The organism is Streptomyces jeddahensis, assembly GCF_001642995.1.
GTDB lineage: Bacteria > Actinomycetota > Actinomycetes > Streptomycetales > Streptomycetaceae > Streptomyces > Streptomyces jeddahensis.
The window spans coordinates 1-26,346 of the sequence record NZ_LOHS01000061.1; the positions used below are offsets into that span (position 1 = coordinate 1).

A 26,346-nucleotide genomic window follows, 5' to 3' on the forward strand; every position below is an offset into this window, starting at 1 on the left:
GGTTCGGCAGCGCCCCAAAGGGGCGCGGGGAACTGCGCGACCAGCCGCGATGGTGCCGCAGACGATCGACGGCATATCGCGGCACCTCGAGCGGAGCGCTTAGCGGCGGGGCAGACTCCGCTGCCGCTCCCGGTAGTTGGCGGCCCTCTCCTTGCCGCCGCAAGCGGTGCTGGAGCACCAGCGGCGCCTGCCGGGGCGGCTGAGGTCGACGAACAGCAGTGAGCACGCGTCGCTCTCGCACTCCCTCATGCGCTCGGCCTCCGGGCTCGTGAACAGCCCGATGGCGTCCCGCGCCAGGGTGCTGAGGGCGGCCCCCTCGGCACCGTCGACCGGGGCGGCGAGTGTCGCAGCTCTGCCGTGCATGCGGGGGATCAGCGGAGGCTCGGCCGCGGCGGCGTTGATGGTCTCCTCGTCCGCCGGAGAGGGGGAGCCGCCCGCGATCAACGCCTTGGCTGCCCGGTAGACGGCCTCGCGCACGGTGCGCGCCCGTGCGAGGGCGGCCGCCGTGACCTCGACCGGCTCGACGAGAAGCCCGGCCTCGATGTACCAGCGCGCCAGGTCGGCGGGCGTCCGCAGGCGCTCGTAGCCGCCGTCGCGCCACCGCGCGCCGAGTGTGCCGGCGAAGTCCAGGCAGAGCCGTCCGGAGCGGAATCTGAACTCCAGGTCGGCAGCGGTCGGCTCGTCGACGGTTGCGCGCTCGATCACGTCACGAGTATAACTCGTGACGAATGAGGAAGGCCGAAGCAGGAGGAAGCATGAGCACGTCACGTCTCACGGTCGCTGTGCTGGGACCCGGCGGGGTCGGAGGGCTCATCGGCGCACTCCTCGCCCGTGCGGGACACCGTGTGCTGTGCCTGGCCGGACAGGACACGGCGGATGCCCTGCGGCGGGACGGCCTCACCGTCCGCAGCGGGCGCTACGGGCAATTCACCCTGCCGGTCGAGGCCGACACCGTTCTACGAGAGCCGGTGGACGCCTGCCTGATCACGGTCAAGGCGACGGCGCTTGCCCCTGCGCTCGACCGCGTCGACAGGGACGCCCTCGGCTCCGGACTGGTCGTACCGTTGCTCAACGGCATCGAACACCTCGACCTCCTCCGCGAGCGCTACCCCGCCGAGCAGGTGGCCGCCGCCACGATCCGCGTGGAGGCCACCCGAGTCGCACCCGGGCAGATCGAACACACCAGCCCCTTCGCCGCCGTCGAACTGGCCGGCCACACCGCGCTGCGGGACCGCCTCGACGGTTTCGCTGAGCACCTGCGAGGGGCGGGCCTCGACGTGACCCTCCGCGACGACGAGACGGCGATGCTCTGGGACAAGCTCGTCTTCCTCGCGCCCTTCGCCCTCCTGACCACGCGTCACCGCACGGACATCGGCGGCGTACGCACCGAACAGCGGCAGGAACTGCTCACCGTGATCCGCGAGATCACCGCCGTCGCACGCGCCACGGGCGCGCCGGCCGACGCCGACGCGGTCCTGGCCTTCTTCGACCGTGCTCCGGCCACCATGAAGTCGTCGATGCAGCGGGACGCCGAAGCCGGCCGCTCGATCGAGCTGGACGCCATCGCCGGCGCGGTACTCCGCACAGCCGAGGCCCACGACCTCGCCACTCCCGCCACCGCCCGGCTGGTAGCCGAACTGGCCGGCGGCTGAGGCGGGCTGCGGGCGCAACGACGAAGACCGACTCGCCACGATCAGCGCGCGTGCGTGCCTGGCCGCATGCCGGTCGCACCATGGATATGCGGTGGAGGGACGTCACGGCCTGGCCAGCCCTTTGCCTGCACGGTCAGCGTCCGGTTGGGGCGGCCACGGTTGGATCCGAGGGCGTCGACGGATGTCCGTCCGGTGGGGCGTGGCCGCCCCGGTCCGGTCGTACCGGGCTGATCGCCGCCAGCCGCGTCATGACGGCCAGGGCGGCGAGCGAGGCGACCACGAATCCGTAGTCGCCCTGCCGCCAGTACGCCACGGGCAGGCCGAGCTCGGGCACGCGCAGGCGCCCGAGGCCGAGGACCGAGGACGGCGGTACGGGCGTGGAGTCGACGGCGGGATTGTTGTCGCCCGCGGTGATCAGGTTCCCGTCGCGGAGGACTTTGCCGACGCGGTGGACGAGCAGACGCGGCGGCCTGGCGGGGTCGACCGCGACGACGACCTGGCCGCTCTTGGGTGTGCGGCCGCGCAGCGGCTGGTACACGACGACGTCTCCCGGCGACAGGTGCGGCCGCATCGAGCCGCCGAGGACGACGGTCGCGTGCCAGCCGAGTACCAGGCCGGGCGCGTGTGCCCAGATCAGCAGGCCTGCCGCCGTGCTGAGCCCGATGCGCGCCACGATCACCGTGAGGAGCCGCAGCCAGGACCTGAGGGACATCTAGACGGTCTGGGCTTCCCAGGTGAAGTTCACGTTGGGCGTGGAGCCGCCCTGGGTGGAGTCGGGGGCGGTGGCGCTGAACGTCCAGGTGACGCGGAAGGTCTTGGTCTCTGGCGGGTTTCCGGTGAGCGCCCAGGGGCCGATGCCGTTGGCGTAGTTGGTGCGGGTGGTGGTCAGGTTCTCGAGGGTGCCGGTGTAGTCGGTGGCGCCGGCGGGGGTGAATCCGTCGCAGGAGTCGAAGGAACCGCCCGTGCCGTCCTCGACGGTCACGTTGATGTAGGGGCTGATGTCGTTGGCGGGCGGGTTGGCCGTGGACGTGTAGAGCTTGATGTTCGTCGGGCTGGTCGCCTGGGACGTGATGGCGATGCACCTCGTGCCCGTGTCGCCCGGCGTGATGTTCGTGAGGTTGAACATGGGCTGGCCGTCGCTGTCGTTGGTCAGGTTGACTGAGCCCGCGGTCCAGGAGGTCCCGGAGCTGGTCGTCCGTCCCGAGAACGCGGCGTGGGACGCCTGCCAGACCAGCGCGCCGCTCAGAACGAGACCGATCGGAACAGGCACTACATAGGCTGCCAACGTGAGCGGGGATTTCCGCATGTCCGTGGTGGCTCCCTTCTGCCTTCTGTGAGGGGTGAATGGGTGGCCTCATCCGACCGACAGGTTGCTGAAGGAGTTGGAACCTGTTCTCATCGGGCGGGCCTTGAGGCCGGGAACCACGGTGGGTGTGTTGCGGGGAGTCGTGTCGCCCAGGCCGAGCTGTCCGTCGGCGTTGCCTCCCCAGCAGGAGACGTTGTTCCCGACGCGTACCCCGCAGGTGTGCGCCCGGCCAGCCGAGACGGTCGCCCACAGGGTGGCGGTGCCCACCTGCATGGGGCTGTTGCGGTCGGTCGTGTCACCGAGCCCGAGCTGGCCGTTGGCGTTGCGTCCCCAGCACCACAGCGTTCCCTTCAGCCGGGTGGCGCAGGTGTGGAGGCGTCCCGCGGCGACAGACGCCCAGTCGGCGCCGGTGCCGACCTCGGTCGGGTTGGTGCGGTCCACGTTGTCGCCCTGGCCGAGCTGGCCGTAGGTGTTCTCTCCCCAGCACCACAGCGTCTGGTCCGTCCGCGCGCCGCATGTGTGGGTATAGCTGGCGGCGATGTCGGCCCAGGCGGCGGTGCCCGCACGGGTCGGGACGTTGCGGTTGACGTTGTCGCCCAGGCCGAGCTGATACGAGGTGTTCCGCCCCCAGCACCACAAGGTGCGGTCGTGCCGGATGCCGCAGGTGTACTCGAACCCTGCCGTGAGGGCCACCCAGTCGGATGCGGTGCCCACCTGGACCGGAGTGTTCCGGTTGACGGTGTCGCCCAGGCCGAGCTGGCCGGTGTTGTTCCTGCCCCAGCAGTACAGGGTTCCGCTCGCCCGGGTCGCGCAGGTGTGGGTCTCACCGACGGCGATCGCCGCCCACGTCGTGCTGATGCCGACCTGTGTCAGCGTGGTGCGCTGGGTGTTGTCGCCGAGCCCCAGCTGGCCGTAGTTGTTCATCCCGGAACACCACAGCGAGTCGCGGCGGACGGCGCACGAGTGGTTGGGGCCGACGGACACCCGCTGCCAGTCGTTGAAGGTGCCCACCTGCGTACGGCTCGACCTGTCGGTCTTGTCCCCGAGACCCAGCTGCCCCGCGAAGTTGTCCCCCCACGCGTACAGGTTTCCCAAGCCGAATTCCTCGGCCGACTTCGCGATCGCCACCGAGGTGGATCTGCCGGATTGTTCTGCGGAAGCCCCTGGAACCATGGCAAGCGTCGACATTCCCATGCCCGCACACAACAGCACCGCCAGGGGTCTGACCCCCACTCCACCGCGGCTGTCGGCACGCATCCCGGCACGTCGGAGGAAGCGCAGCAGAACTCTCACACCGTCAGCTTCGGCGGATTCGACCACGACTTTTAGCCATCGGCGTGCGGAGCGTTCATTCGGGCTCCCACTGTTCGGGGGACGCGAATGGGGTTCACTTCCGGAAAGCCTTGCTGCGCGCCGGAATTCTGGGGAAGCGGCATAGGGGAAGTAGCCTCCGTCTGGACGATCACCGGGGCGAACGCAAGTGATCACCAGGACGTACGCTGCCGGGTAGTGCCCGGAGGGCGGCTGGTCGGGGAGGAGGGGCGTTGAGGGCCGACCATGGCAACAGGTTTTCGCCCGGGCAGATCGCACTCCTGCGAGGAGGCGGGCTGTGAAGGTCGGGCCGGCACGTGCTGCCGCGGTCCAGTGGGTCTCTGAGTACGCCGCATCCGATGCCGGCTTCCGGGGCGCCTACTTCTGCGGCTCGACCGTCGGGCTGCCGGACGACGCCGAGCTGCCGCCGTCCTCCGACATCGACCTTTTCGTCGTCACGGCCCAGGACCCGCCACGGGCCAAACCAGGCAAGCTCCGCTACCGGGGCGCCCTGCTGGAAGTCAGCCACCTGCCTTGGGCGCAGCTCGCCTCCGCCGACGACGTCCTCGCGTCGTACCACCTGGCCGGCAACTTCCGTACCGGCGCGATCATCGATGACCCCACCGGCCGTCTGCGCGAGCTGCACCAGCACGTCTCGACCCGATTCGCCGCCCGGCCCTGGGTCCTCCGCAGATGCCAGGACGCCCGCCACCGGATCGAGACCCGCCTCGCCGCGATCGTCACCTCGGCGCCGTTCCACGAGCAGGTCACCGCCTGGCTGTTCCCCACCGGCGTGACCTGCCACGTGCTCCTCGTCGCCGCCCTGCGTAACCCCACCGTCCGCTTGCGCTACCTGGCCGCTCGTGAGGTCCTCACCGACTACGGTCATCTCGGCCTCTACCCGGACCTTCTGGGCCTTCTCGGCTGCTCGCACCTGTCCGCGCAGCGCGTCCAGCATCATCTCGACGAACTCGCAGCGACGTTCGACGCCACCGTCCACGTGGCGAAGACGCCGTTCTTCTTCAGCAGCGACATCAGCCCCGTCGCGCGGCCGATCGCCATCGAGGGAAGCCAGGCCCTCATCGACGCGGGCCACCACCACGAGGCGGTCTTCTGGATCATCGCGACCTTCGCCCGCTGCCACACCATCCTGGCCACCGACGCTCCCCACCTGCACGAAGCCCTCGCCCCGGCCTTCCAGGCAGCCGTCGCCGACCTCGGCATCAGCTCGACCCGTGACCTCCTCGACCGGGCTGGGGAGGTCACCGGATGCCTCCCCCGGCTCTGGCAGACGACCGAGGACATCCTGGCCGGCAACCCGGACATCACAGAGTAGGGGCGGACAGAGCGCCGAACATGGTGAGGCTGGAACGCCTTCGGGCCGACCACGCGCCTGCCCTGCCGGCTCGGTATCGACGCCGACTGGTCGCCGATCGCTGAGCACGTGTCGTCAGCACGCGGAGCGGCAACGGACGTGCGCGATTCTTAGCGGGACGTTAGATCTCCGTGCCGGACCTTGTACGGGCAAGGCGGCCGCCCGCATGCTCATGCCGCACTTCGTTACCCGGCGAGGGCCCTTCCCCCACCTCATGGGCCCTTCCTGGGTCTCCCATGAGGGACTTTCCAACTGGAGCCGCCATGTCCTCTGCTGCCGCCATGCCCGGAACACCGCCCGGGGACCTCCGCGCGAAACGCCGCCTCGCCCTCGTCGGCGGATCGCTGGGCAACCTCGTCGAGTGGTACGACTGGTTCGTCTACGCCAGCTTCGCGATCTACTTCGCCGACTCCTTCTTCCCCGGCGACAACCCGACGACCCAGCTGATGAACACAGCCGGAATCTTCGCGGTCGGCTTCCTGATGCGGCCGGTCGGCGGCTGGGTGCTCGGCCGCGCCGCGGACCGGCACGGACGCAAGAGCGCGCTCACCCTCACCGTCACGATGATGTCGGTGGCCGCCCTGCTGATCGCCGTCGCCCCCACCTACGGCCAGGCCGGCTACTTCGGTGCCGTGGTGCTGCTGCTCGCGCGGCTGCTGCAGGGCATGAGCATCGGCGGCGAGTACGCGGCCAGCGCCACCTACCTGACCGAGGCCTCGGCCCGTAACCGGCGCGGCCTCGGCTCGTCCTTCCAGTACGTGTCGATGACCTGCGGCCAACTGCTCGGCCTCGGCATCCTGATCGCGATGCAGCGCACGCTGACCACCGCCCAGCTGGAGAGCTGGGGCTGGCGCATCCCGTTCGTGCTCGGCGCGCTCTTCGCCGTGGTGGTGTTCTGGATCCGGCGCCGGCTGACGGAGACCGACGCGTTCACCGAGGAGACGTCCGGTGAGGCGGGCGGCGACGACAACACGCGCGGCACGCTGAAGGCACTGTGGCAGCACCGGCGCCAGGCGGGCCTGGTCATGGCGCTCACCCTCGGCGGCACGGTCGCGTACTACACGTACACGACCTATCTCACGAAGTACCTGATCGGCAGCGCGGGCATGTCCAAGAACACCGCCACGCTCGTGAGCTTCACCGCGCTCGCCGTGTTCGCCGTGCTGCAGCCCTTCGCCGGGATGCTCTCGGACCGGATCGGGCGCCGTCCGCTGCTGATCACCTTCGCCGTCGGCTGCACCGTCGGCACGTATCCGATCATGACCGCCCTCGGGTCGGCCTCCTCGTACTGGCCGGCGCTGGGCCTGTCGCTGCTGGCCCTGGTGATCGTCACCGGGTACACCTCCATCAACGCCGCCGTGAAGGCGGAGCTCTTCCCGACCCGGGTGCGCGCCCTCGGCGTGGCACTGCCGTACGCGATCGCCAACGCCCTGTTCGGCGGCACGGCCGAGTACGTGGCGCTGTGGTTCAAGGACAGCGGTCACGAGACGATGTTCTTCTGGTACGTGTCCGGGTGCGCGCTGGTCTCCCTGGTGACGTACGTGCTGATGCCGGACACCCGGCACGCCGCGCTGAGCCGGGCCGAAGAAGCCGAAGAAGGCGCCGACTCGGGAGCAGCCGACACCGGCTCAGCCGAAGCCCGTGTTCGGGCGGCAGCGGCCACAGCGGATTTCGGGCGCTGACCCCGGCGGTGACCTGGACCGGCGGCTTTCCGTAAGCTGCGGCCCAGGTCACCAGGCCCGCGAGGGCCGCAAGCGTCAGTAGGAAGCCGGTATGCACGCGCTGCTCGTCGAGGACGACGACCGCATGGCCCATGCCCTGGGCACCGCCCTGGCCCAGCGCGGGCACACCGTCCGCAGGGTCGGCCGGGCCCTGGACGCCCTGCGGCACGTACGCGAGGCCGAGTTCGTGCTCCTCGACCTCGGCCTGCCCGACCTGGACGGCCTCGAGCTCCTGCGGCGGCTGCGCACCGTCTGCGACGCGCCGCTCATCGTGGTCACCGCGCGCTGCGAGGAGCGCGACATCGTGCAGGGGCTGCGTGCGGGCGCCGACGACTACGTGGTCAAGCCGTTCCGGATGGCCGAGCTGATCGCCCGTATCGATACCGTGCGCCGCCGGACGGGAACCGCGCACGGCGGTACGGACACCGGCCGTACCGCCGGTACAGGAGAGCCGGTCCGCACCGGCGACGTGGAGATCGACCTCGCGGGCCGCACCGTGGTGGTGGCGGGGGAGGAGGTCCGGCTCACCCGCCGCGAGTTCGACGTGCTCGCGTTCCTCGCCGCCCGGCCCGATCAGGTGCACTCCCGCGAGGAGATCCTGGACCGGATCTGGGGCGACGCCTTCCTCGCCGCATCGCGCTCCCTGGACGTGCACGTGGCGGGCATCCGCGCCAAGACCGGCCGGTCCGGCCTGGTCCGCACCGTCCGCGGCTTCGGCTACCAGCTCGGTTCCCCGCCCGCCCGCGAGGGAGGAGAGGGCGAGCGGGGCGGCGCGCCATGAGACGCAGACTCCTCGCCGTGCTGATGGTGCTCATGGGCGCCGCGACGCTGCTCCTTTCCGTGCCCCTCGCCGACGCCTACGCCCGAGGGCGGACCGAGCACCTGCTGCTCCAGCGGCGCTCCGACGCCGTGCGGTTCGCCGATCTCGCCGACCGGATACGCACCGGCCCCGACCGGCTGGAACTGCTCGCCGAGATCCGCCGCTACGCCGAGCTGTACGGAGCCGGAGTGGCCGTCGTCGACACGACGGGCCGCACCATCGCACGGGCGGGTTCCGACCCCGGTGCCACGGACTCGGAGGCGGACTACGCCCGGCGCCGCGCTCTCACGGGCCGCTCCACCGAACACCTGCCGACCGTGCGCCCCTGGGGGCCGGACACCGTCGTGCTCGCTGAACCGGTCGGGCGGGACGAGCGGGTGAGCGGCGCCGTCCTGCTGTCCGTACCGACCGACGCTGCCCGCCGCGACGTCACCGTCCGCTGGTCGCTGATCACCAGCGGGGCGATCGCCGCCTTCGCGGCCGCGGCCCTGGTCGCCGCGGGCATCACCCGGTGGCTGATGCGCCCGGTCCGCGACCTCGACCGGGCCGTGGAGAACCTGGCCGCCGGCAGCCTCCACGCGCGCGCCGTCTCCGACACCGGACCACCCGAGATACGCCGCCTGCGACGCCACTTCAACACGATGGCCGAGGCCGTCGCCGACTCCATCGCCCGCCAGCGCGACTTCGTCGCCGACGCCTCCCACCAGCTGCGTAACCCGCTCGCCACCCTGGTGCTGCAGCTCGAGAACGTCGAACCGCACATCGCCCCGGGCCCCGGCAGGGCCGAGCACAGCCGCGCCCTGGACGAGGCGGAACGCCTTGAGGAACTCCTCGACGGCCTGCTCGCCCTGGCCCGCGTGGAGTCCGCAACGGCGACGGTCACGGACCAGGACGTGTCCCAGGCGGTACAGGAACGCGTCGCGGCCTGGACGCCCGTGCTCGAGAGCGCCGGTACCACACTGATCCCCGACATCGCCGAGGGACTGCGGGCACGGGCACTGCCTGACGCGGTGGGCCGGATACTCGACGCGCTCCTCGACAACGCCGCCAAGTTCGTCCCTCCCGGCGGCCACGTCGAGGTGCGGGCCGCACCCGCCACGGACGGGCAGATCGTCGTCTCCGTCGCGGACGACGGCCCGGGAGTCCCCGACGACCAGGTGCCCCTGCTGTTCCGGCGCTTCGCCCGGTCCCCCGAGCACCAGAACGTCGCCGGCAGCGGACTGGGGCTCGCCATCGCCGACGAGATCGCCAGGATCAGCGGCGGCCGGCTCGGCGCAAGCAGCCGCAGCCCGCACGGACTGGCCGTGGAACTCCGGCTGCCTTCCGCGTGACCGCTCCGCCGTCCGTCGGCGTCAGCCGTACACGGAGCGGTAGTACGCCTCCGCGCCCGGATGAAGCGGCACCCGGCCGGTGGAGATCGCGAACCGCGGCTCCAGCCGGGCCCCCGCCGTCACCCCTCGCAGCAGCGACTGCCACCGGTCGAACACGACGTGGAGCAGCTCACGCACCGCGGGACCGGGCACATCGGCACGGGCCATCAGGTAGTTGCCGATCCCGATGGTGGCGACCGGTTGCGTCAGCCCGTACGCCCCAGACGGCAGCGTGACCGCCGCATAGACCGGACCGTAGCGCTCGCGCAGCGCGCTCACGAACCCGTCGAGCGGCAGAAACCGCAGCGGCAGTTCCCGCGCGAGAGCCGACAGTGCGGGTGTCGGCACGCCGCCGGACCACATCAGCGCGTCGACCCTGCCCTCGCGCAGCGCGTCGGCTGAATCCTCGAGGCCCAGCCGGCGCTCCTGCACCGGTGAGCGGCCGTCGGTCAGCCCGGCCGCCCGCAGCAGCCGGCCCGCCAGCACATTTCCACCGGATCCTGCCGAGCCTGTCGCGACCCGCCGGCCGGCCAGCTCCTCCACCGACCGCACCGGGCCGTCCGCAGGGACGACAAGATGCGTGTAGTTCACATAGATACGGGCCAGGGCGGTGACCCCGGCCGGCCGGGAGAACGGTGCGCGGCCCAGCACGGCGTCCTCCGATGCGTCCGCCATGGCCAGCGCCAGCTCCGCCGAGCCGTCCTCCAGCCTGCGGAGATTGTCCACGCTCGCCGCAGTGCCCACCGGAACTATCTCCAGTCGGTGCCCGCTCGCGGCCGCCGCACCGGCCAGCGCCCTGCCGAACGCGTTGTACGGCCCGCCGCGCGGCCCGGTCGCCACCCGCAGCCGCCGTACCGGACCGGAATCCTCGGCGCACCCGGACAGCAGCGTCGCCGCCACACCGCCGAGCCCGGCCCTGAGTGCCCGTCGGCGGCTCACCTCTGCGCTGGTCACCGCCGAAGGGTAACCGGCATGCGGCGGAACGCTGCGGCCGGGCGGCGAGTGACCGAGTGGTGCACGGCGGCGACGTTCGTATCCTGCGTGTGTGATGGCTGGTGTGGTGTGGCGCCCGCTGGAGTTGCGCGACGGAGGGTGGGCGCAGCCGCTGACGGGGTCGGTGACGGGGGACCGGCCTGATGTGTGGCTGGTGCGGGCGGAGGCCTTCAGGACGGTGGTGGCCCGTCTGGCCCATGCGGTGCTGGACCGGAACGAGACGGAGCGCGCGGCGGCGTTCCGGCAGGCCCGGGACAGGGACACCTATCTGGCGGGGCATGTGGGGCTGCGTCTGCTGCTGGGCGCGTATCTCGGTGTGCCGCCCGCCGATGTTCCGCTGGAGCGGCTGCCGTGCCCGATGTGCGGGGAGCCGCACGGGCGCCCTGTGGTGCCCGGCAATCCCGTGCATTTCTCGCTGTCCCACACCGGCGGGTTGTGCCTGCTGGCTTTCGCCGCGACGCCGGTGGGCGTGGACATCGAGGCGGTCCCCGACCTTGCCGCGGCCGATGAGGTCGGGGCCTGTCTGCATCCGCGGGAGAGCGCCGAGCTGAGCGCGCTCCGGGCGGTGGACAGACCCACGGCCTTCGCCCGGGTCTGGGCGCGCAAGGAGGCCTACCTGAAGGGCCTGGGCACGGGGCTGGGCCGCGCCATGTCACTGGACTACCTGGGGACGGCGACGGCAGCCCCGGCCACGGTGCCGGGCTGGACGATCGGGGATGTGGCCGTGGGCGACGGTTACGCCGCCGCGGTCGCCGTCCGGGCGAGCACGTCGTCGCCGTAGAGGCCCTGGACCCAGTTGGTCTGGTAGATGGTTTCGAGGTAGCGCTCGCCGAGGTCGGGGGCGATGGTCACTGCGGTCGGCTGCCGGTGGTGCCCCGAGTGCTCGGCGAGCCATCGGGCGGCGCCGCTGACGACGGTGCCGGTGGAGCCGCCGAAGACGAAGCCGCGGCGCGCCAGCTGGTGGCAGGTGCGGATGGTGTCGGCTTCGTTGACGTGTATCACTTCGTCCACGTACGACTCGTCCAGCAGCGGCGGACGGACGCTCGTGCCCAGGCCGGGGATCATGCGCCGCCCTGGGGTGTCGCCGAAGGTGACGGATCCCTCGCTGTCGATGGCCACGATGTGTACGGGCTTGTGCCAGTTGCGGAAATAGCGCGCGCAGCCCATGAGGGTGCCCGTCGTGCCGGCGCCGACGAAGAGGACGTCCAGGTCCGGGAAGCGGCGGGCGATGGCGGGGGCGGTGGTGCGGTAGTGGGCCATGTGGTTGTTGGGGTTGCTGTACTGATTGAGCCAGACGTAGCGGTCGTCTGAGGCGCACAGCGCGCGGACGTGGTTGAGGCGCGCGGCCAGCAGACCGCCGTCGGCGGCGGGCTCCGTGATGATGTGGATCTGGCTGCCCAGGGCTTCCATGAGCAGCCGGGTGGGCAGGTTGCAGCGGGCGTCGGTGACGCACACGAACCGGTAGCCCTTACTGGCTGCGATCATGCTCAGGGCCACTCCCAGGTTGCCGGACGAGGACTCGACGAGGATCGAGTCCTTGGTGAGCCGGCCGTCGCGTTCAGCGGCCTCGACCATTGCGGCGGCGGCTTTGAGTTTGATGGAGCCGGCGAAATTGAATCCTTCGCATTTCAGGAAAAGCCGCTGGCCGATGATCGCCTCGAGATCGACGTAGAGGTCGTCCTCATTGAATTCCTGCGGGGTGGAAATGACCGGCACGATCGCCTCCCGATCTTCGCTGAAACATCTCGTGCCGCTCCGTGATGCGTGCGGCTGAGAGAAGAGGTCGCCTGCGGAGGCGACGTCTTTCGGACTCCTCCAGTACGCGAGATCAGCGAGTTCCTGTCATGCCACCGGATCTCGGGGCTTGACAGGGGCTGCGATGAGGCGTAAAGGAGCGCGGTCGTTGATATTCGAGGCGAGTCGGGACGGCCGCGACTACAGAACAACGAAGATCGGCAATATCCGGGCGACTCCGATTACCGCTCCCGGTATGTGGTGTCAAGTGACGAAATTCAGCGGCGTGACGCGGATATGCGGGCCGGGCGTACTGGAGAGGCGGGCGCCCCGTCAGCCCCGTGCTCCACGCCCCTCGCCACATCACAACCCGAGCAAAAGGACCGACCCCGATGGCAATCAACACGTCCGCCGGCCGAGACTTCTGGCACGGTGTGCTGGCCGCATCCGGCGGCTTCACGCCACTTCCGCGCTGGACCCGGGAGCCGGCTGCCGGTCCGATCGCCGAGCACCACGCAGCGATCTCCGTCAGCCACGCGACAGCCCTGAGCCGGCTGGCAGACGACCTGGCCGTGCCGCTGAGCTCCGTGATCCTTGCCGCGCATGCCAAGGTGCTGGCCGCGCTGACCGGCGAACGCGACATCACCACCGGCTACATCGCCGGAGGCGTAGGCCAGGGCCGACCGCTGCCATGCCGGCTGACGACCGGACCCGACTCGTGGCGGGCTCTGCTGCTGCACACCCACCAGATCGCCTCGCAGCTGCTCACTCATCGGCACTACCCGGTCGACGACCTCAGGCGCCAACTCGACCTGGCCGAACCACTCTTCGACACCGTGCTCGATGCGACGGGCGCCGACGGCGATGCGGCCGGCGCCAGCTCCGAGCCGACCGCGGACAACGGCGAGTCGACCGCGGACAACGGCGAGTCGGCAACGGACGCAGTGCTGCGGGTGAGCATCGTGCGCCACGACGACGGCCGGCTCACGCTGCGGCTGCGCTACCGCACCGACGTCCTCGACGCCGAGTACGCCGCCCGCGTCGCCGGCTACCACCTCACCGCGCTCGCCCTGATCACCGCCGACCCGGACGCAGAGCATGCGCGGCAGAGCCTGCTGTCCGCGGAGGAACTGCGCTTCCAGCTCGACGGGCTTGCCGGGCCGGACCGGGGCCTGCCCGACGCCCGGGTCCATGAGCTGATCGAGCAGCGCGTACGGCACAACCCGCACGCGATCGCAGCCGTGCACGGCAACCAGCAGTGGACGTACCGGGAGCTCAATGCCCGCGCCAACCAGCTGGCGCGCGCCCTGCTGGCGCGAGGACTCGGCCGCGAAGACGTCGTCGCGGTGGTGATGGACCGCAACCTGGACTGGCTGGCCGCCGTCCTGGCGGTCTTCAAGGCGGGCGGTGTGTACCTGCCCATCGAGCCGCATCTGCCTGCCGAACGGATCAAGGCCATGCTCGCCCGTTCCGAGTGCAGGCTGGTGCTGACCGAACTCGCCAGCACCCGCACCCTCCAGACAGCCCTCGCGTCGATGCCGGCGGTCCGGACTCTGCTCACCGACACCGCCTACGAGGAGGGCCACGCCACGTGCGACCTCGGCGTGGCCGTCGCGCCGGACCAGCTGGCCTACATCTACTTCACCTCCGGCTCGACCGGGGAGCCCAAGGGCGCGATGTGCGAGCACGACGGCATGCTCAACCACCTCTACGCCAAGATCGACGACCTGGAGATCGCCGAGGGTCAGGTGGTCGCCCAGACCGCGCCCCAGTGCTTCGACATCTCGCTGTGGCAACTGGTCTCCGCCCTGCTGGTCGGTGGGCGGACGCTGCTGGTCGAGCAGGAGGTGATCCTGGATGTCGAGCGGTTCGTCGACAAGGTCGCTCGCGGCGGGGTCTCCGTACTCCAGGTCGTGCCGTCGTACCTCGAAGTCGTCCTGACCTACCTGGAGCAGCACCCGCGCGGACTGCCGGACCTGCGGTACGTATCGGTCACCGGCGAGGCGCTGAAGAAGGAGCTCGCCCAGCGCTGGTTCACCGCCAAGCGCCACGTCAAGCTGGTCAACGCCTATGGCCTGACCGAGACTTCGGACGACACCAACCACGAGATCATGGACCGCGCACCCGACGGCGACCGGGTCCCGCTCGGCCGGCCGGTCGGCAACGTGCACGTCTACGTCGTCGACGAGCACCTGAACCCGGTGCCGCTCGGCGCGCCGGGCGCGATCGCCTTCTCCGGGATCTGTGTCGGCCGCGGCTATGTCAACGACCCCGAGCGCACCCGGCCCGCCTACCTGCGTGACCCCCACCGTGCAGGCCGACGCCTCTACCTCAGCGGTGACTTCGGCCGCTGGCGGCCCGACGGCAAGCTGGAGTTCCTCGGCCGCCGCGACACCCAGGTCAAGATCCGCGGCTTCAGGATCGAGATCGGCGAGATCGAGAACACGCTGCTGCAGGTGCCCGGTGTCCGGGACAGCGCCGTGGTGGTCGCCGAACGGCCCGACCGCAGCGCGCACCTGGTGGCCTTCTACTCCTCCGCGCAGCCCCTCGACACCGGCGTTCTGCTGGACCGGCTGGGCGCCGCACTGCCCGCGTACATGGTCCCCTCGGCAGTCCACTGGCGCGAGGCCCTCCCGCTGACCGCCAACAGCAAGATCGACCGGAAGACCCTGACGGCCCTGGCCGCTCAACTCCACTCCGCCGAGGACGACGTCCAGGCGCCCGGCACGCCCACCGAACAGCGGCTCGCAGCCGCGTGGGCGGGCATCCTCGGCATCCCGCAGGGCCGGATCGGACGCCACGACCACTTCTTCGACCTGGGCGGCACCTCGCTGGCGGCCGTGAAACTCGCCATCAGCCTGGGCCGCGCGGTGTCCCTGGCGGACATCACCCGCCACCCGGTCCTCACGGACCTGGCCCGGCTCCTGGAGGCGCCCACCCGCCGGCAGCCGACCGCACAGCCGGTCACCGCGTGACCCCCTGCCTCTTCCTCGACACCACGGATTCCACGACCCCACGGACATCCCGACCAGCACCACCGCCAGCCAGCACCACTGAAAGCCAGCACCACCGAAAGGACGAAGACGATGTCCCTCCCCACCTCCGCCACCCCCACGCCCGCCGGCGCGCCCGCACCCGCGATGGACGTGGACCTGCATCCCGGCAAGCCCCCCATCCTGCACACCCCCGCCCACGCCTCCGAGGACGCGCCCGGCTGGGCGGCCGAACACCGCCGGGCGCTCCGCAACCTCGTCACCGAACACGGCGCGCTCCTCGTCCGCGGCCTCGGCCTGCGCGACACCGGCCAGGCCGGCGCCGTCTTCCACCACCTGGCCCCCCGCCTGATGACCGAGAGGGAATCCTTCGCACCCCGCCACACCCACGCGCCGGGCGTCTACTCGTCCACGGCCTGGCCGGCCAACCAGCCCATGTGCATGCACCACGAACTCAGCTACACCCACGCGCCGCCAGGTCTCCTGCTGCTGGCCTGCCTGACCCCGCCCGCAACCGGCGGAGCCACGGCCCTCGCCGACGCCACCGCCGTCCTCGACTCGCTGCCGTCCGCACTGGTCCAGCGGTTCGAAGAGGAGGGCTGGCTGCTCACGCGGACGTACAACGACGAGATCGGGGCGTCCTGGTCCGAGGCGTTCGGCACCGACGACAAGGCCGCCGTCGAGGAATACTGCCGCGCCAACACGATCGAGTTCCGCTGGCAGCCCGGCGGGGGCCTGCGCACCCGCCAGCGCCGCCCCGCCGTGGTGCGCCATCCGGTCACCGGCCGGCGCTGCTGGTTCAACCAGATCGCGTTCCTCAACGAGTGGACGATGGCCCCGGAGGTCCGCGAATACCTCATCGACGTCTACGGCCCCGAGGGGCTGCCCTTCAACACCCGTTTCGGCAACGGCGACCCGATCGGCGAGGACGTCGTCCAGCTCATCAACACGGTGTACGAGAGCCACACCGTCCGCGAGCCGTGGCAGGCCGGCGACCTGATGCTCGTCGACAACGTCCGCACGGCACACAGCCGAGAGCCCTTCGAGCCACCGCGCGACGTCGTCGTCGCCCTGGCAGAGCCGCTGCACCCGGCCACCAGCCCGTCGACCCTCGAGGAGAACACCCGATGACCACGTCCCGCCCGAACGTCCTGGAGTCCGCAATGCCACAGCAGACGACGACCACCCCACCGCAGATCACCGTGCCACCGTTCGCGGTGATCCCCGGCGCCCAGGTCCAGCAGACCCTGCAGGGCCAGGAACAGCAGATCGTGAACCTGGTCGAGGCCACCTACCGCCTGCACGCCGCCGGGGACTCGGTCAACCCGCCGTCGTACTTCCTGCGTTTCCCCGACCGCCCGACGGCGCGCATCATCGCGCTGCCCGCGTCGATCGGCGGTCAGGTGCGGGTGGACGGCATGAAGTGGATCTCCAGCTTCCCCGCCAACGTGACCGCCGGCGTCCCGCGCGCGTCGGCCGTCCTCATCCTCAACGACCACGACACCGGCTACCCGTTCGCCTGCCTGGAAAGCTCCATCATCAGCGCCAGCAGAACGGCCGCGATGGCCGCATCGGCGGCCGACCGGCTCACCCGCCACCGCGGGCGCCCCACGCGCATCGGATTCTTCGGTACAGGACTGATCGCCCGTTACATCCACACCTTCCTGTCCGCGACAGGCTGGTCCTTCGAGCAGACCGGCGTACACGACGTGTCCGCCGACAGCGCAGCCGGCTTCCGTACCTACCTGCAGCAGACCCCCACGGGGCGGATCACCGTGCACGACAGTCCCGAGCAGCTGATCCGCGCCAGCGACCTGGTCGTCTTCGCCACCGTCGCAGGCCGGCCGCACGTCACCGACCCGGCGTGGTTCGACCACAACCCCCTGGTGCTGTACGTGTCGCTGCGCGACCTCGCCCCGGAGATCGTCCTCGCCTCGGCGAACATCGTCGACGACGTCGACCACTGCCTCAAGGCCGACACCTCACCACACCTCGCCGAACAGCTCACCGGCAACCGGGACTTCCTGACCGGAACGCTCCACGACGTCATGACCGGCCGCGTGGAACTCCCGGAAGACCGGCCGGTGGTGTTCTCACCCTTCGGACTGGGAGTGCTCGACCTCGCTGTCGGCAAGCACGTGTACGACGAGGTGACCCGCGCCGGACAACTGCACGTCGTCGACGACTTCTTCCACGAGACGCGCCGCTATGGATGAGCGGCCCGAGGCAGGACCCTTTCCCGCGGGCGCAGGATCATCCGTCCCCTACGAGAAGTCGGGGCTGCCGGAGACGAACACCCGCACGTCCCACGCGCCGAGATCCAGGACGGTGCCTGCGGGCACCGAAGTGCCGCCCAGCGCGTCGGACAGGCCCACCGGCGCCTCGACGCGGGTGGGCTCCCAGCTCCAGTTGTGTACGACGTGCACGCGGCGTCCGTCGGGGGACGTCCCGGTCGTCGCCGTGACGGACGCCGGAAGGTTCCGCCAGCCGCTTCTCGCCGAGGGCGCCAGCCATGCGGCCAGCGCCTGGGCGAGGGAGCGGCCGGGCACCGTGCCGACGTACGTGACGCGCCCGTCGCCGTGGCGGCGGGTCGTGACCGCCGGCCAGCGGCCGAAGTGCGGGTGGTCGTACTCGACGAGCACGTCGGCGTCGGTGACGGTGAGGCCGTCGGCCCAGCGCGTCGCCGTCGCGTCCTCCCGCAACGGGAACGGGCCGCCGGGCGCGGCACGGACCGGGATTTCATGCACGAGATTGCTGAACTCGTCGTACCCGACACCCGCGGCCTCGACGAGACGTCCGGGGGCGGGCTCGTGCCGGGCCCGCGCCTCGTGGTCGGCATAGGCCGTGCGCGGGCCGACGACCAGGTGGCCGCCCGCGTGCGCGTAGGCCGCGAGCCAGTCGACCGTCGAGTCGGCAGCGAGGTACAGGGCGGGGACGACGAGGACCGGGTGACGCAGCGCGGCCGCCTCCGGCGTCATCCCCTCACGCTCACCCCGCGGGTCGTGCAGCTGCCGGGCGTGGACGATCCGCACCTGGCGGCCCGCGTCGAAAGCGCCGCGGTAGAAGGGGTCGAAGAACCGGTGGTAGGCGGTGGCGTCCGGGCCGCCGCCGGCCTCCGGCAGCGGCGGGTACTTCTGCATGAGCCACTTGCTCGGCGTCGAGTAGACCATCGTGATGTCGGCGTCCGGTTCGATCCCGGCAACGAACGTGCCTGCAGCCTCGAACTCGGCTCCCAGGCGGGCCAGTTCCGCATACGTACGGCCCGGCCGACCGGTGTGCGGAAGGACCCCGCCCCAGTAGGTCTCCGCGCCGAAGTGCAGCGTGTGCCAGTGCCAGTACTCGATCATCCGCGCCCCGCGCGCGACGAGCGCCCAGGCGGCCTGTCGCCACTGGCCGTCGTAGGCAGGGCGGTTGTCCCACGGGGTGCCGATGGAGCCGGCATTCGTCTCGGTGACCAGGAACGGCTCCTGCCGCGATGAGAACATCCAGTCCGCGGTCTGGTACAGCGCCCAGACGCCGGTGGTCTTCCAGTTCTGCTCGTGGTCGTCGGGCGTGGGGTCGGGGAGCAGGAGGCCGCCCTGCATGTCGTAGTACGGGTTGCCCGAGGCGATGTCGAGCCGGTCGGTGAGCTCGTCGTCCTCCACCGCCTGGCGGGTGTAGGAGATGCACGTGGTGACGAACTGCTCGGGCCGGGCGTACTCGCGGACGATGCCGGCCTGCCAGCCGATGAACTCGTTCACCTGGCGTGCCTGGAACTCCCGCCAGGCGACGTCGTACTGCGGCTGGACGTTGCCGTCGGGCGTCCACAGGTCGGCCCACGTCGAGAGGCGGTGCGACCAGTAGACCAGGCCCCACGCGCGGTTGAGGGTCTCGACGTCCCCGTACTCGGCCCGCAGGTGGTCCACGAAGCGCTGGAAGACACCGTGGTTGTGCAGCAGGTGCACGCCTGGCTCGTTGTCCACCTGGAACCCGATGACCGCCGGGTGGTGGGCGTACCGGGCGACGATCTTGCGGATGACCCGCTCGGCGTGGAACCGGAACGCGGGATGGGTGAAGTCGACCTCCTGACGGGCGCCCCAACCGAAGCGCTGTCCCGTGGCGTACTCGCCCGTGATCTCGGGGTACTGGCGCGCCAGCCACGGCGGAACGGCGTACGTCGGCGTCCCCAGGACGACCGCGATACCGCGTTCGTGGGCGCCGTCGAGCACCGGCTGCAGCCAGTCGAGATCGAACCGGCCGTTCTCCGGCTCCCAGGTCGACCAGACCGACTCGCCGACCCGGATGACGCTGAAGTGCGCGTCGGCCATCAGGTCGAGGTCGGTCTTGAGCCGTTCGTCGGGCCGTTCATACGGCTGGTACTCGTGATAGTAGGCGGCGCCGAAGAGGACGCGGGCGGGCAGAACCGCCATGGGATACCTCCGGGAGGTCGAGTGGTGGTACGGGGAGCGGGAGCGGGTACAGGTGCGTCACTGCCGGCGGTGCGCCCGTCGAGTTCGGGAAACGGTCTGTTGCGAACCGGTCTGTTACGCGGACGGGGAGGCCGTACGCCGCCCGTGTCCCCGGGTCGTACGGGGAGGCGGGGGCGCGGTCGAAGCGCGGACGACGAGGTCGACCGAGGGGTCGCTCGCCACCAGCGGGTCTGCCTGCGGGTTCTCGATGGCGTGTACAAGGCGCTTGAGGCCGTCCTGTGCCACGGCGTCGAACGGCTGACGCACCGTGGTCAGGGGAGGAGTCACATAAGCGGCGACCGGAGTGTCGTCGAAACCGACGACGCTGACGTCCTCCGGCACGCGCAGTCCGGCCTCCGTGAGCGCGCGGATCAGACCGATGGCCATGTCGTCGTTCGCGGCGAACACCGCCGTCACGTCCGGGTCGGAAGCCAGTTCGCGGCCCGCCGCGTACCCGGACGCGGCCGACCAGTCGCCCGCGACGACCGGCGGTTCCGGCCTGCCGCGCCCCGCCAGCGCCGCCCGCCAGCCGTCGAGACGATCCCTCGCCGCGTACCACGGTTGCGGCCCGGCGAGGTGATGGACCGTCAGGTGCTCGAGATCCAGAAGATGCTCGGTCGCCGCCCGCGCCATCACGTCGGCGCAGCCGCCTGCGGTCAGCACCCGGGGCGCGGTGAAGGGGGGTGGCGCAGAGAGGACCAGGACCGGTACGTCGACGCGGGCGGAGACCTCTCCCTCGTCTCCCCCCTCGTCGATCGGCTCGGAGATGACGATGCCGTCCACACCCTGATCGAGGAGCGAGTCCACGGCACCGGCGATGCCCGCCGGTTCGCCCTCCACCGTGTTGACCACGCGGAGGGTATAGCCCATGTCCCGGACGGCCCGCTCGATGCCCATGAGCAGCGAGGCGGGCCCGTACAAGGCCGTCCCGAGCGTCACCACACCGATGGAACGCGTCCGTCCCGAGGCCAGGGCCCGGGCCGCGTTGTTCCGTCGGTAGCCGAGTTCCCCGGCGGCCTCGAGAACGCGTCGGCGGACCTCGGCGGAGACGTACGGCTCGTCGTTGAAGACCCTCGACACCGTCTTCTGCGAGACGCCCGCCAGACGCGCCACGTCCACGCTGCGCGGCGCAGCCGAGCGCCCGCCCCGTCCCGCCGGTCGCGTCATGGTGCCCCCTGATGGCGCCGCAGCCTGCCCGATTCCGACAGGATCTCGTCCGTCGGCACCTGTCTGATTACGCAGTCATGTCTACGCAGTCAGACGGTCCCCGTCAAGACTCTCCCCGGCCGTGCGCCACGGGACGGGACGGCTCGGCCATCCGGTCAGGCTGATGGTGGGGTGGTGCGAGGTCACCCCGTCAAGGCCGCCCGGGCCACCCCGAGTGCCTGTTCGGCGTAGCTGCGGCCGAACAGCACGGCGTGCACCAGCAGCGGGAACAGCTGGTGCAGCCCGATGCGGTCTGCCCAGCCGTCGGCGAGCGGTGCTGCGTGCTGGTAGCCGTCCAGCACCTCGTCGAGGTGGGGGCAGCCGAAGAGGTGCAGCATCGCCAGGTCGGTCTCGCGGTGTCCGCCGTGCGCGGCCGGATCGATCAGCCAGACGTGTCCGTCGGCGCCCCACAGTACGTTGCCGTTCCAGAGGTCACCGTGCAGCCGGGCCGGCGGCTCGGCGGGCCCCGACAGCTCGGGCAGCCGCTCCACGAAGCGCTCGACCACGGCTGCTTCGGCGTGGCGGATGGTGCCATCGTCGACCGCCTGGCGCAGATAGGGCAGCACCCGGTGCTCGGCGTACCAGCGCGGCCAGTCGGTGCCGGGGATGTTGCGCATGGGGGCGAGCCCGATGTACGCGTCCTTCGGGCCGCCGGGCGGCGGGGCACCGAACGCGGGTGCGCGGGCGGCGTGCAGGGCGGCCAGTTCGCGGCCGAACCGGACCGCTGCCTCACCGCTCGGCCGGCCGGTCAGGACCCGGTCGGTCACCAGCCAGCGCCTGTCGTGGCCGTGCACGGCCGGGACGCGGACTGCGGCGGCGTCGCCCAGCCAGCGCAGCCCCGCAGCCTCCGCCTGCACCGCACGGGGGTCGTCGCCGCGCTTGACCATCACCATCTGCCCGCCGTCGAGGGCGACTTCGGCGAGGGTTCCGGACAGCCGGCGCGCACCGCCCACCGGGCGCCCAGTGAGCCGTGCGGCCGCGGCACCCGGGCCCTCACCGTGACCGTGCCCCGGGCGGTGGGTCATACGCCCGGGTCCTCAGGCACCCAGAGCAGCGGCAGGAACGCGTCGGTGACGCGCACCACGCCGAAGACGTTCGTGTCGAGCACCTGCCGCATCATGTCGACGGTCACCTCCGCTGCGCCGATCACGCTGTTGTCGTGCCTGCTGTCGCCCCTCCGTCCGTACCATGCCGACAGGGCCGCACGCATCCGAGGTGCGTCTCGCGTCCGAAAGCTGTCGGTGCGGGACCACGACAGCTTCACCGGCTTGCCGATCTTCTGCGAGATCTCGGCGGCCTCCGCGGCCACGTCGTGGAAGAGATGGCGCCCGAACGAACCGCCGCCCGGCACCACATGCACCGTCAGGGCATCCTGCGACGGCCCGAGCGCCGCGGCGATCTCCTGCTGGGCCACGATGGGCGACTTGAGGCTCGCCCAGGTCTCGGCGCGGTCCGAGCGGACGTCGCCGATCGCGTTGTCGGGCTCCAGCGGACTGTTGCTGGCGAACGCGAAGGTGAACTCGGCATCGATCGTCTTGCTCAGCAGCGGCGGTACGGCCATCGGCAGCGCTGCGGTCTTGAGCTTCGCCAGGACGGTGTCGACGTCAGGACGGCGGCCGGCGCCTATGAAAGCTCCACATGACCACTACGAGCGTTCGGTCCCGACGCGGTGGGGCATGGACGGCGTGCAGCGCGGTCGGCCGTGACTCCTGACGGCGCGTCACGGCGAGGACTGCGGGTGGATGAGGAGCAGGGCGACGTCGTCGCCGCGAGGTCCGCTTCGGTGGGCGTGGTGGATGAGGGCGTCGGCCAGAGCGTCCATGGTGCGCAGTTCGGCATGGGCGAGCTGGTCGGCGAGGTCCTGCGTGGCGTCCTCGATGTCGATGCCGGCGCTCTCGACGAGGCCGTCGGTGTACAGGGCGAGCACGGAGCCGGGCGGCAGGGGGACCTCGGTGGCCGGGTAGTCGGCGGCGGAGTCGATGCCGAGCAGGAGACCGGGCGGCACGTCGAGGACGTCGGTGTGCCCGTCGGGGTGGCGCAGGAGCGGTGGCGGGTGCCCGGCGCTGGCCAGGCATGCGGCGTGGTGGCCCAGGTCGAGGTGGACGTAGAGACAGCTGGTGAAGAGCCCGGGGTCGAGGTCGGTGAGAAGGCGGTTGGTACGGGCGAGTACGTCGCCGGGAGCCGCGCCGGCGGTGGCGTGGACGGCGGTGCGGACCTGTCCCATGAGGGCGGCTGCGTTCATGTTGTGGCCCTGGACGTCGCCGATGGCGGCGGCGACGATGTCGGTGTCGAGGCGGATGAGGTCGTAGAAGTCGCCGCCGACGTTTACGCCGCGGGTGGCGGGAAGGTAGCGGGCGGCCACCTCCAGGCCGGGGACGGAGGGCAGCCGCCGCGGCAGCAGACCGGCCTGCAGGCTGTGGGCGAGCGCCTGCTTGGTGTCGTAGAGGCGGGCCCGGTCCACGGCCTGGGCGATCAGTCCGGCCAGCGAGGTGAGGACTGCGCGTTCATCCGGAGGGAAGGGATGGGGCCGCTCGTAGGCGAGGACCAGGGAGCCGACCGGGTGGCCGGAGGTGATCAGCGGCAGGAAGGCCCAGGCGCCCATGTCGTCCTGCAGGACGGCTGGGGGATACGCGCGCTTCAGCTCGGCGAAGGTGGCGAAGAAGCTCGGGATGCCGGTGGTCAGGACGTGCACGGCAGGGGTGTCCGACGTCAAGGGGGCGGCGTCGAAGCGGTCCATGAGCTCGGCGGTGTAGCCGCGGTGGCCGATGATCCGCAGCCGGCCCTCCTCCGCGGTCATCAAGGCGAGGGCCTGGGCAGCGAAGGCGGGCATGACCTGGTCGGCGACCCGCTCGACCACGTCCTGCACCCCGACGGCCTCGGTGAGCGTGGCGGCCAGGTGCATCAGGTGGTAGAGCGCGGTTGCCCGGCCCGGTGCGGCGGGGTATGCGGGATGCCGCAGTTCCGGGGCGTCCGCGGCGTGGGCCGAGGCGGCGGGGGTGATGCGGACACTCATCCCGGAGGCGTCCGGGTAGAGCTGAAAGGAAAGCCACCGGTCAGGCGGGCGCAGGGCCGTGAAGGAGGTGGGCTGGTGGCTGAGCACCGCGGCCCGGTAGCGGTCTTCCACGACCGGGTCGTCCAGCCACGGCAGTGCCTGCCGGGGCACCGCGCCCAGCAGGTCAGGGACGCCGGCGCCGAGCAGGTCGGCGGCGGTGGCGGATACGTAGCTGAACCGGCCCTCCAGGTCCAGGGCGCAGCAGCCCCAGGGCAGGCGCTCGGCGAAGTCGAACGCGGCCGCCGCCTCTGCCGGTCCCGGGACGCGGGCGCGGCGCGGAGACAGGATCCGTGGCTCCGGATCGGGTAGCACCGGGTGACCGTCGTCTGCGGTCTGCTGCAGCAGCAGCCCCAGGCGGTGGCAGGCTGCCATGATCATGTCGCGCTCGTGCGGCGTCAGCTGGGGCGGGTGCGAGCCGGGCCACAGCAGCAGGAGTGCACCCCAGGCGGTGGTGCCGGTGGTGATCGGTGCGGCGGCCACCGTGAAGTCGTACGGGAGCACGAGCGCGGGCCGCGGATAGCGGCGCGCCATCTCCTCCCGGCTGCCGACCCACACCAGGCGTTGCTCGCGCACGGCGTCCGCCACCGGAACCGGGGCCGCCAGCGCCACCCGCGCCCAGTGCACGACGAACTCCTGCGGCGCCCCGATTAGCATCGCCAGTCGCACCACCTGCTCGCCCGGCGGCAGCAGGTACACCGCCACCACGTGGGCATCGCTCTCCCGTGCGATCTGGGCCACAGCGGGAGCCAGCAGCTCCGTGCGGGAGCCCGTGGCAGCGTCGAAGCCGACAGGGTCCTGCACGCTCTCACCTCCCTGGCGGCGGGCACCTCCCGCCGGTGGCGGCGCCTGCTCTGGCGGCGGGCGGGGATCTCCACACGTGTCTGCGCCCGGCGGCCGCCCCGGTGTAGTGGGGAAGGTCTGCATTCGCTCTACATTCGGTCTGCATTCGCTCTGCATTCAGGGCCTTACTACCCATAACGCAATCAAGCACCCATATTGGTGCAGACGTGACGTACGGAATGCCGTATGGCCTGACCACGATCACGGAAGTTCTCGGGCTGACCTCGACCAGCAGCCGTAGGACCTCGGCTTCCCCAGGGACGAGCGGCGGTGGCAGCCTGGAGGTGCAGCCAGCCGGAGACGGACTCGCCCAGGGGGCCTGAAGGCTCCGGAGGGGAGGCGCGGTGCCGGCACATCCGCCGCGGCGTACCGCAACCGACCCCCACGGCCGCGCCCTCCACATCGGCTGCGGTGCCGCCCTGATGAACCTCCGCGTCGCGGCCGTGCACGCCGACTGGCATCTGGAGATCCGGCTGCCACCGGAAGCCTCGGACAAAGACCACCGCCGCTGTCTCCTGACGGCGGATCAGGATCGGGCGCTGCCTTGCTGCGGGCGGTGTCCGGCCCGTTGGGTTCCTGTACGTGATGGCGAGCGCGGATCGCCGAGGCGGCCGCCAGGAGCGGCACCGCGCCGGTCCTGGCGGTTTCCTGCCTCACGGTTCCCAGACCGAGCAGTCGTGCGCGAACAGCACACGACGGGGATCGAAGTCGGCGAGCCGCTCCAGCCAGGGGTGGTAGGTGGGAAGCGGCTGTTCCGCGCCGTGCAGGGCGGCCTGGCGGGCCAACTGGTCCGACGCGAACTGCGAAGCGAAGTCGTGTGCCTGGCCGGCGAGGACGACGGTGCCGTCGCCTTGGCGGAGAACGAGCGACTGATGTCCCGGGGTGTGCCCGGGCGTCGGAATGATCCACGCGCCGGGCCAGACCTCCGTCTCACCGTCGAGCTCTTCGTAGGCCGCGCCGGGGAAGTCGACGAGTTCGTCGATGGTGTAGTCGCCGCGGCGGGCGGTGGTCAGCTCGACGTCCTGGACCAGGATGGGCTTGCCGCCCAGGAGGGGATTGCCGCCGCAGTGGTCGAAGTGCAGGTGGCAGTTCACCACCAGGGAGATGTCGTCCAGGGTGACTCCGGCCGCCGACAGGGCGTCCTGCAGCGCGCGGCGTCGCGGCCGGTAATGCGCCTCGGTCTCCGGGTCCGCGCTGCCGATGCCGGTGTCGAAGAGGATCAGCCCCTGGTCGTGTCGCACCAGATAGGCGAGCACGGGCTCAACCCGCGGTTGCGGGCCGCCCGTTTCCGACGCAGGCCGGATGAAGTACCCCAGGTCGAGTCGCCGCACCGCCCTGTTCTTCCCCATGCCGCCATCCTGGCAGGCCCCGACGTGCCCGCCGGCCGGTCCGCCGACAGCGGAACCGCCCCGACGTGCCCGCCGGCCGGTCCGCCGACAGCGGAACACATGCCTTCTCGTCAGCGCGCCGATCGGAGTACCCGGTACCACGTGCCCCTGACACGACGGGTTCGAGGGGCTTCCGC

Annotated in this window: 20 protein-coding genes and 2 pseudogenes; 9 read left to right on the forward strand and 13 right to left on the reverse strand. The window is 71.2% G+C overall.

The features are described 5' to 3' along the window. Positions 1–99: 99 nt before the first annotated feature. Positions 100–705: a CGNR zinc finger domain-containing protein gene (locus STSP_RS09850; RefSeq protein WP_107441251.1), complete on the reverse strand. Its 606-nt coding sequence runs from the start codon at positions 703–705 to the stop codon at positions 100–102. A 50-nt stretch (positions 706–755) separates the two neighbouring features. Here STSP_RS09850 and STSP_RS09855 point away from each other — a divergent pair, with 50 nt between their 5' ends. Further along, on the forward strand, positions 756–1,652 hold the full coding sequence (locus tag STSP_RS09855; protein ID WP_067274866.1) for a ketopantoate reductase family protein: 897 nt from the start codon (positions 756–758) through the stop codon (positions 1,650–1,652). A gap of 133 nt (positions 1,653–1,785) precedes the next feature. Here STSP_RS09855 and STSP_RS09860 read toward each other — a convergent pair whose 3' ends face one another. The 3 genes from STSP_RS09860 to STSP_RS09870 all read right to left on the reverse strand — a co-directional run bounded on the left by STSP_RS09860 (position 1,786) and on the right by STSP_RS09870 (position 4,053). Beyond that, positions 1,786–2,364 (reverse strand): signal peptidase I, encoded by a 579-nt coding sequence (locus STSP_RS09860; protein ID WP_067274869.1) that lies wholly within the window; start codon positions 2,362–2,364, stop codon positions 1,786–1,788. Continuing rightward, a complete protein-coding gene (locus STSP_RS09865; protein ID WP_078067029.1) occupies positions 2,365–2,922 on the reverse strand; it encodes a hypothetical protein in 558 nt (185 codons plus the stop codon). 84 nt (positions 2,923–3,006) lie between these two features. Continuing rightward, positions 3,007–4,053 carry an RCC1 domain-containing protein gene (locus tag STSP_RS09870; protein ID WP_198547302.1) on the reverse strand — a complete coding sequence of 349 codons (1,047 nt, stop codon included), beginning with the start codon at positions 4,051–4,053 and terminating at the stop codon, positions 3,007–3,009. A gap of 514 nt (positions 4,054–4,567) precedes the next feature. Between STSP_RS09870 and STSP_RS09875 the strand changes: the two genes are divergently transcribed. The 4 genes from STSP_RS09875 to STSP_RS09890 all read left to right on the forward strand — a co-directional run bounded on the left by STSP_RS09875 (position 4,568) and on the right by STSP_RS09890 (position 9,516). Next, on the forward strand, positions 4,568–5,605 hold the full coding sequence (locus tag STSP_RS09875) for a hypothetical protein (protein WP_067274876.1): 1,038 nt from the start codon (positions 4,568–4,570) through the stop codon (positions 5,603–5,605). 320 nt (positions 5,606–5,925) lie between these two features. Next, positions 5,926–7,326 (forward strand): MFS transporter, encoded by a 1,401-nt coding sequence (locus STSP_RS09880; RefSeq protein ID WP_067274879.1) that lies wholly within the window; start codon positions 5,926–5,928, stop codon positions 7,324–7,326. Between the two features lie 91 nt (positions 7,327–7,417). Continuing rightward, complete coding sequence (locus STSP_RS09885) at positions 7,418–8,146, forward strand: response regulator transcription factor (RefSeq protein ID WP_067274882.1); 729 nt, start codon at positions 7,418–7,420, stop codon at positions 8,144–8,146. After that, on the forward strand, positions 8,143–9,516 hold the full coding sequence (locus STSP_RS09890; RefSeq protein WP_067274885.1) for a HAMP domain-containing sensor histidine kinase: 1,374 nt from the start codon (positions 8,143–8,145) through the stop codon (positions 9,514–9,516). The genes STSP_RS09885 and STSP_RS09890 overlap by 4 nt, the downstream gene beginning before the upstream one ends. Before the next feature lie 21 nt (positions 9,517–9,537). On the opposite strand, the gene STSP_RS09895 is transcribed toward STSP_RS09890, so the two are convergent. After that, entirely contained in the window at positions 9,538–10,509 is a 972-nt protein-coding gene (locus STSP_RS09895; protein ID WP_232789571.1) for a TAXI family TRAP transporter solute-binding subunit, read from the reverse strand. 94 nt (positions 10,510–10,603) lie between these two features. Here STSP_RS09895 and STSP_RS09900 point away from each other — a divergent pair, with 94 nt between their 5' ends. Next, positions 10,604–11,329: a 4'-phosphopantetheinyl transferase family protein gene (locus STSP_RS09900; RefSeq protein WP_078067032.1), complete on the forward strand. Its 726-nt coding sequence runs from the start codon at positions 10,604–10,606 to the stop codon at positions 11,327–11,329. On the opposite strand, the gene sbnA is transcribed toward STSP_RS09900, so the two are convergent. Continuing rightward, positions 11,284–12,264 (reverse strand): 2,3-diaminopropionate biosynthesis protein SbnA, encoded by a 981-nt coding sequence (gene sbnA / locus STSP_RS09905; protein WP_067274890.1) that lies wholly within the window; start codon positions 12,262–12,264, stop codon positions 11,284–11,286. The two genes, STSP_RS09900 and sbnA, sit on opposite strands and share 46 nt — an antisense overlap. Positions 12,265–12,674: 410 nt before the next feature. Here sbnA and STSP_RS09910 point away from each other — a divergent pair, with 410 nt between their 5' ends. The 3 genes from STSP_RS09910 (at position 12,675) to sbnB (ending at position 17,491) form a co-directional block, all read left to right on the forward strand. Further along, positions 12,675–15,257: a non-ribosomal peptide synthetase gene (locus STSP_RS09910; protein ID WP_067274893.1), complete on the forward strand. Its 2,583-nt coding sequence runs from the start codon at positions 12,675–12,677 to the stop codon at positions 15,255–15,257. Between the two features lie 111 nt (positions 15,258–15,368). Continuing rightward, complete coding sequence (locus tag STSP_RS09915; RefSeq protein ID WP_067274895.1) at positions 15,369–16,406, forward strand: TauD/TfdA family dioxygenase; 1,038 nt, start codon at positions 15,369–15,371, stop codon at positions 16,404–16,406. Positions 16,407–16,438: 32 nt separating this feature from the next. Continuing rightward, a complete protein-coding gene (gene sbnB / locus STSP_RS09920) occupies positions 16,439–17,491 on the forward strand; it encodes a 2,3-diaminopropionate biosynthesis protein SbnB (protein ID WP_067275200.1) in 1,053 nt (350 codons plus the stop codon). A 48-nt stretch (positions 17,492–17,539) separates the two neighbouring features. On the opposite strand, the gene STSP_RS09925 is transcribed toward sbnB, so the two are convergent. From STSP_RS09925 to STSP_RS09950, 7 genes and pseudogenes are all read right to left on the reverse strand, one after another. Beyond that, complete coding sequence (locus STSP_RS09925) at positions 17,540–19,684, reverse strand: beta-galactosidase (protein WP_067274898.1); 2,145 nt, start codon at positions 19,682–19,684, stop codon at positions 17,540–17,542. Positions 19,685–19,798: 114 nt separating this feature from the next. After that, entirely contained in the window at positions 19,799–20,890 is a 1,092-nt protein-coding gene (locus tag STSP_RS09930; RefSeq protein WP_078067034.1) for a LacI family DNA-binding transcriptional regulator, read from the reverse strand. Between the two features lie 182 nt (positions 20,891–21,072). Then, positions 21,073–21,954, reverse strand: a complete 882-nt coding sequence (locus tag STSP_RS09935; RefSeq protein WP_067274903.1) for a fructosamine kinase family protein — start codon at positions 21,952–21,954, stop codon at positions 21,073–21,075. A gap of 23 nt (positions 21,955–21,977) precedes the next feature. After that, positions 21,978–22,088 (reverse strand): annotated as a pseudogene (locus STSP_RS39545) (short-chain dehydrogenase); the annotation flags it as partial. 75 nt (positions 22,089–22,163) lie between these two features. After that, a pseudogene (locus STSP_RS39550) lies at positions 22,164–22,490 on the reverse strand (molybdopterin cofactor-binding domain-containing protein); the annotation flags it as partial. Positions 22,491–22,649: 159 nt separating this feature from the next. Continuing rightward, a complete protein-coding gene (locus STSP_RS09945) occupies positions 22,650–24,782 on the reverse strand; it encodes a SpoIIE family protein phosphatase (RefSeq protein WP_067274908.1) in 2,133 nt (710 codons plus the stop codon). A 692-nt stretch (positions 24,783–25,474) separates the two neighbouring features. Continuing rightward, entirely contained in the window at positions 25,475–26,170 is a 696-nt protein-coding gene (locus STSP_RS09950) for an N-acyl homoserine lactonase family protein (RefSeq protein WP_067274911.1), read from the reverse strand. Positions 26,171–26,346: the final 176 nt, after the last annotated feature.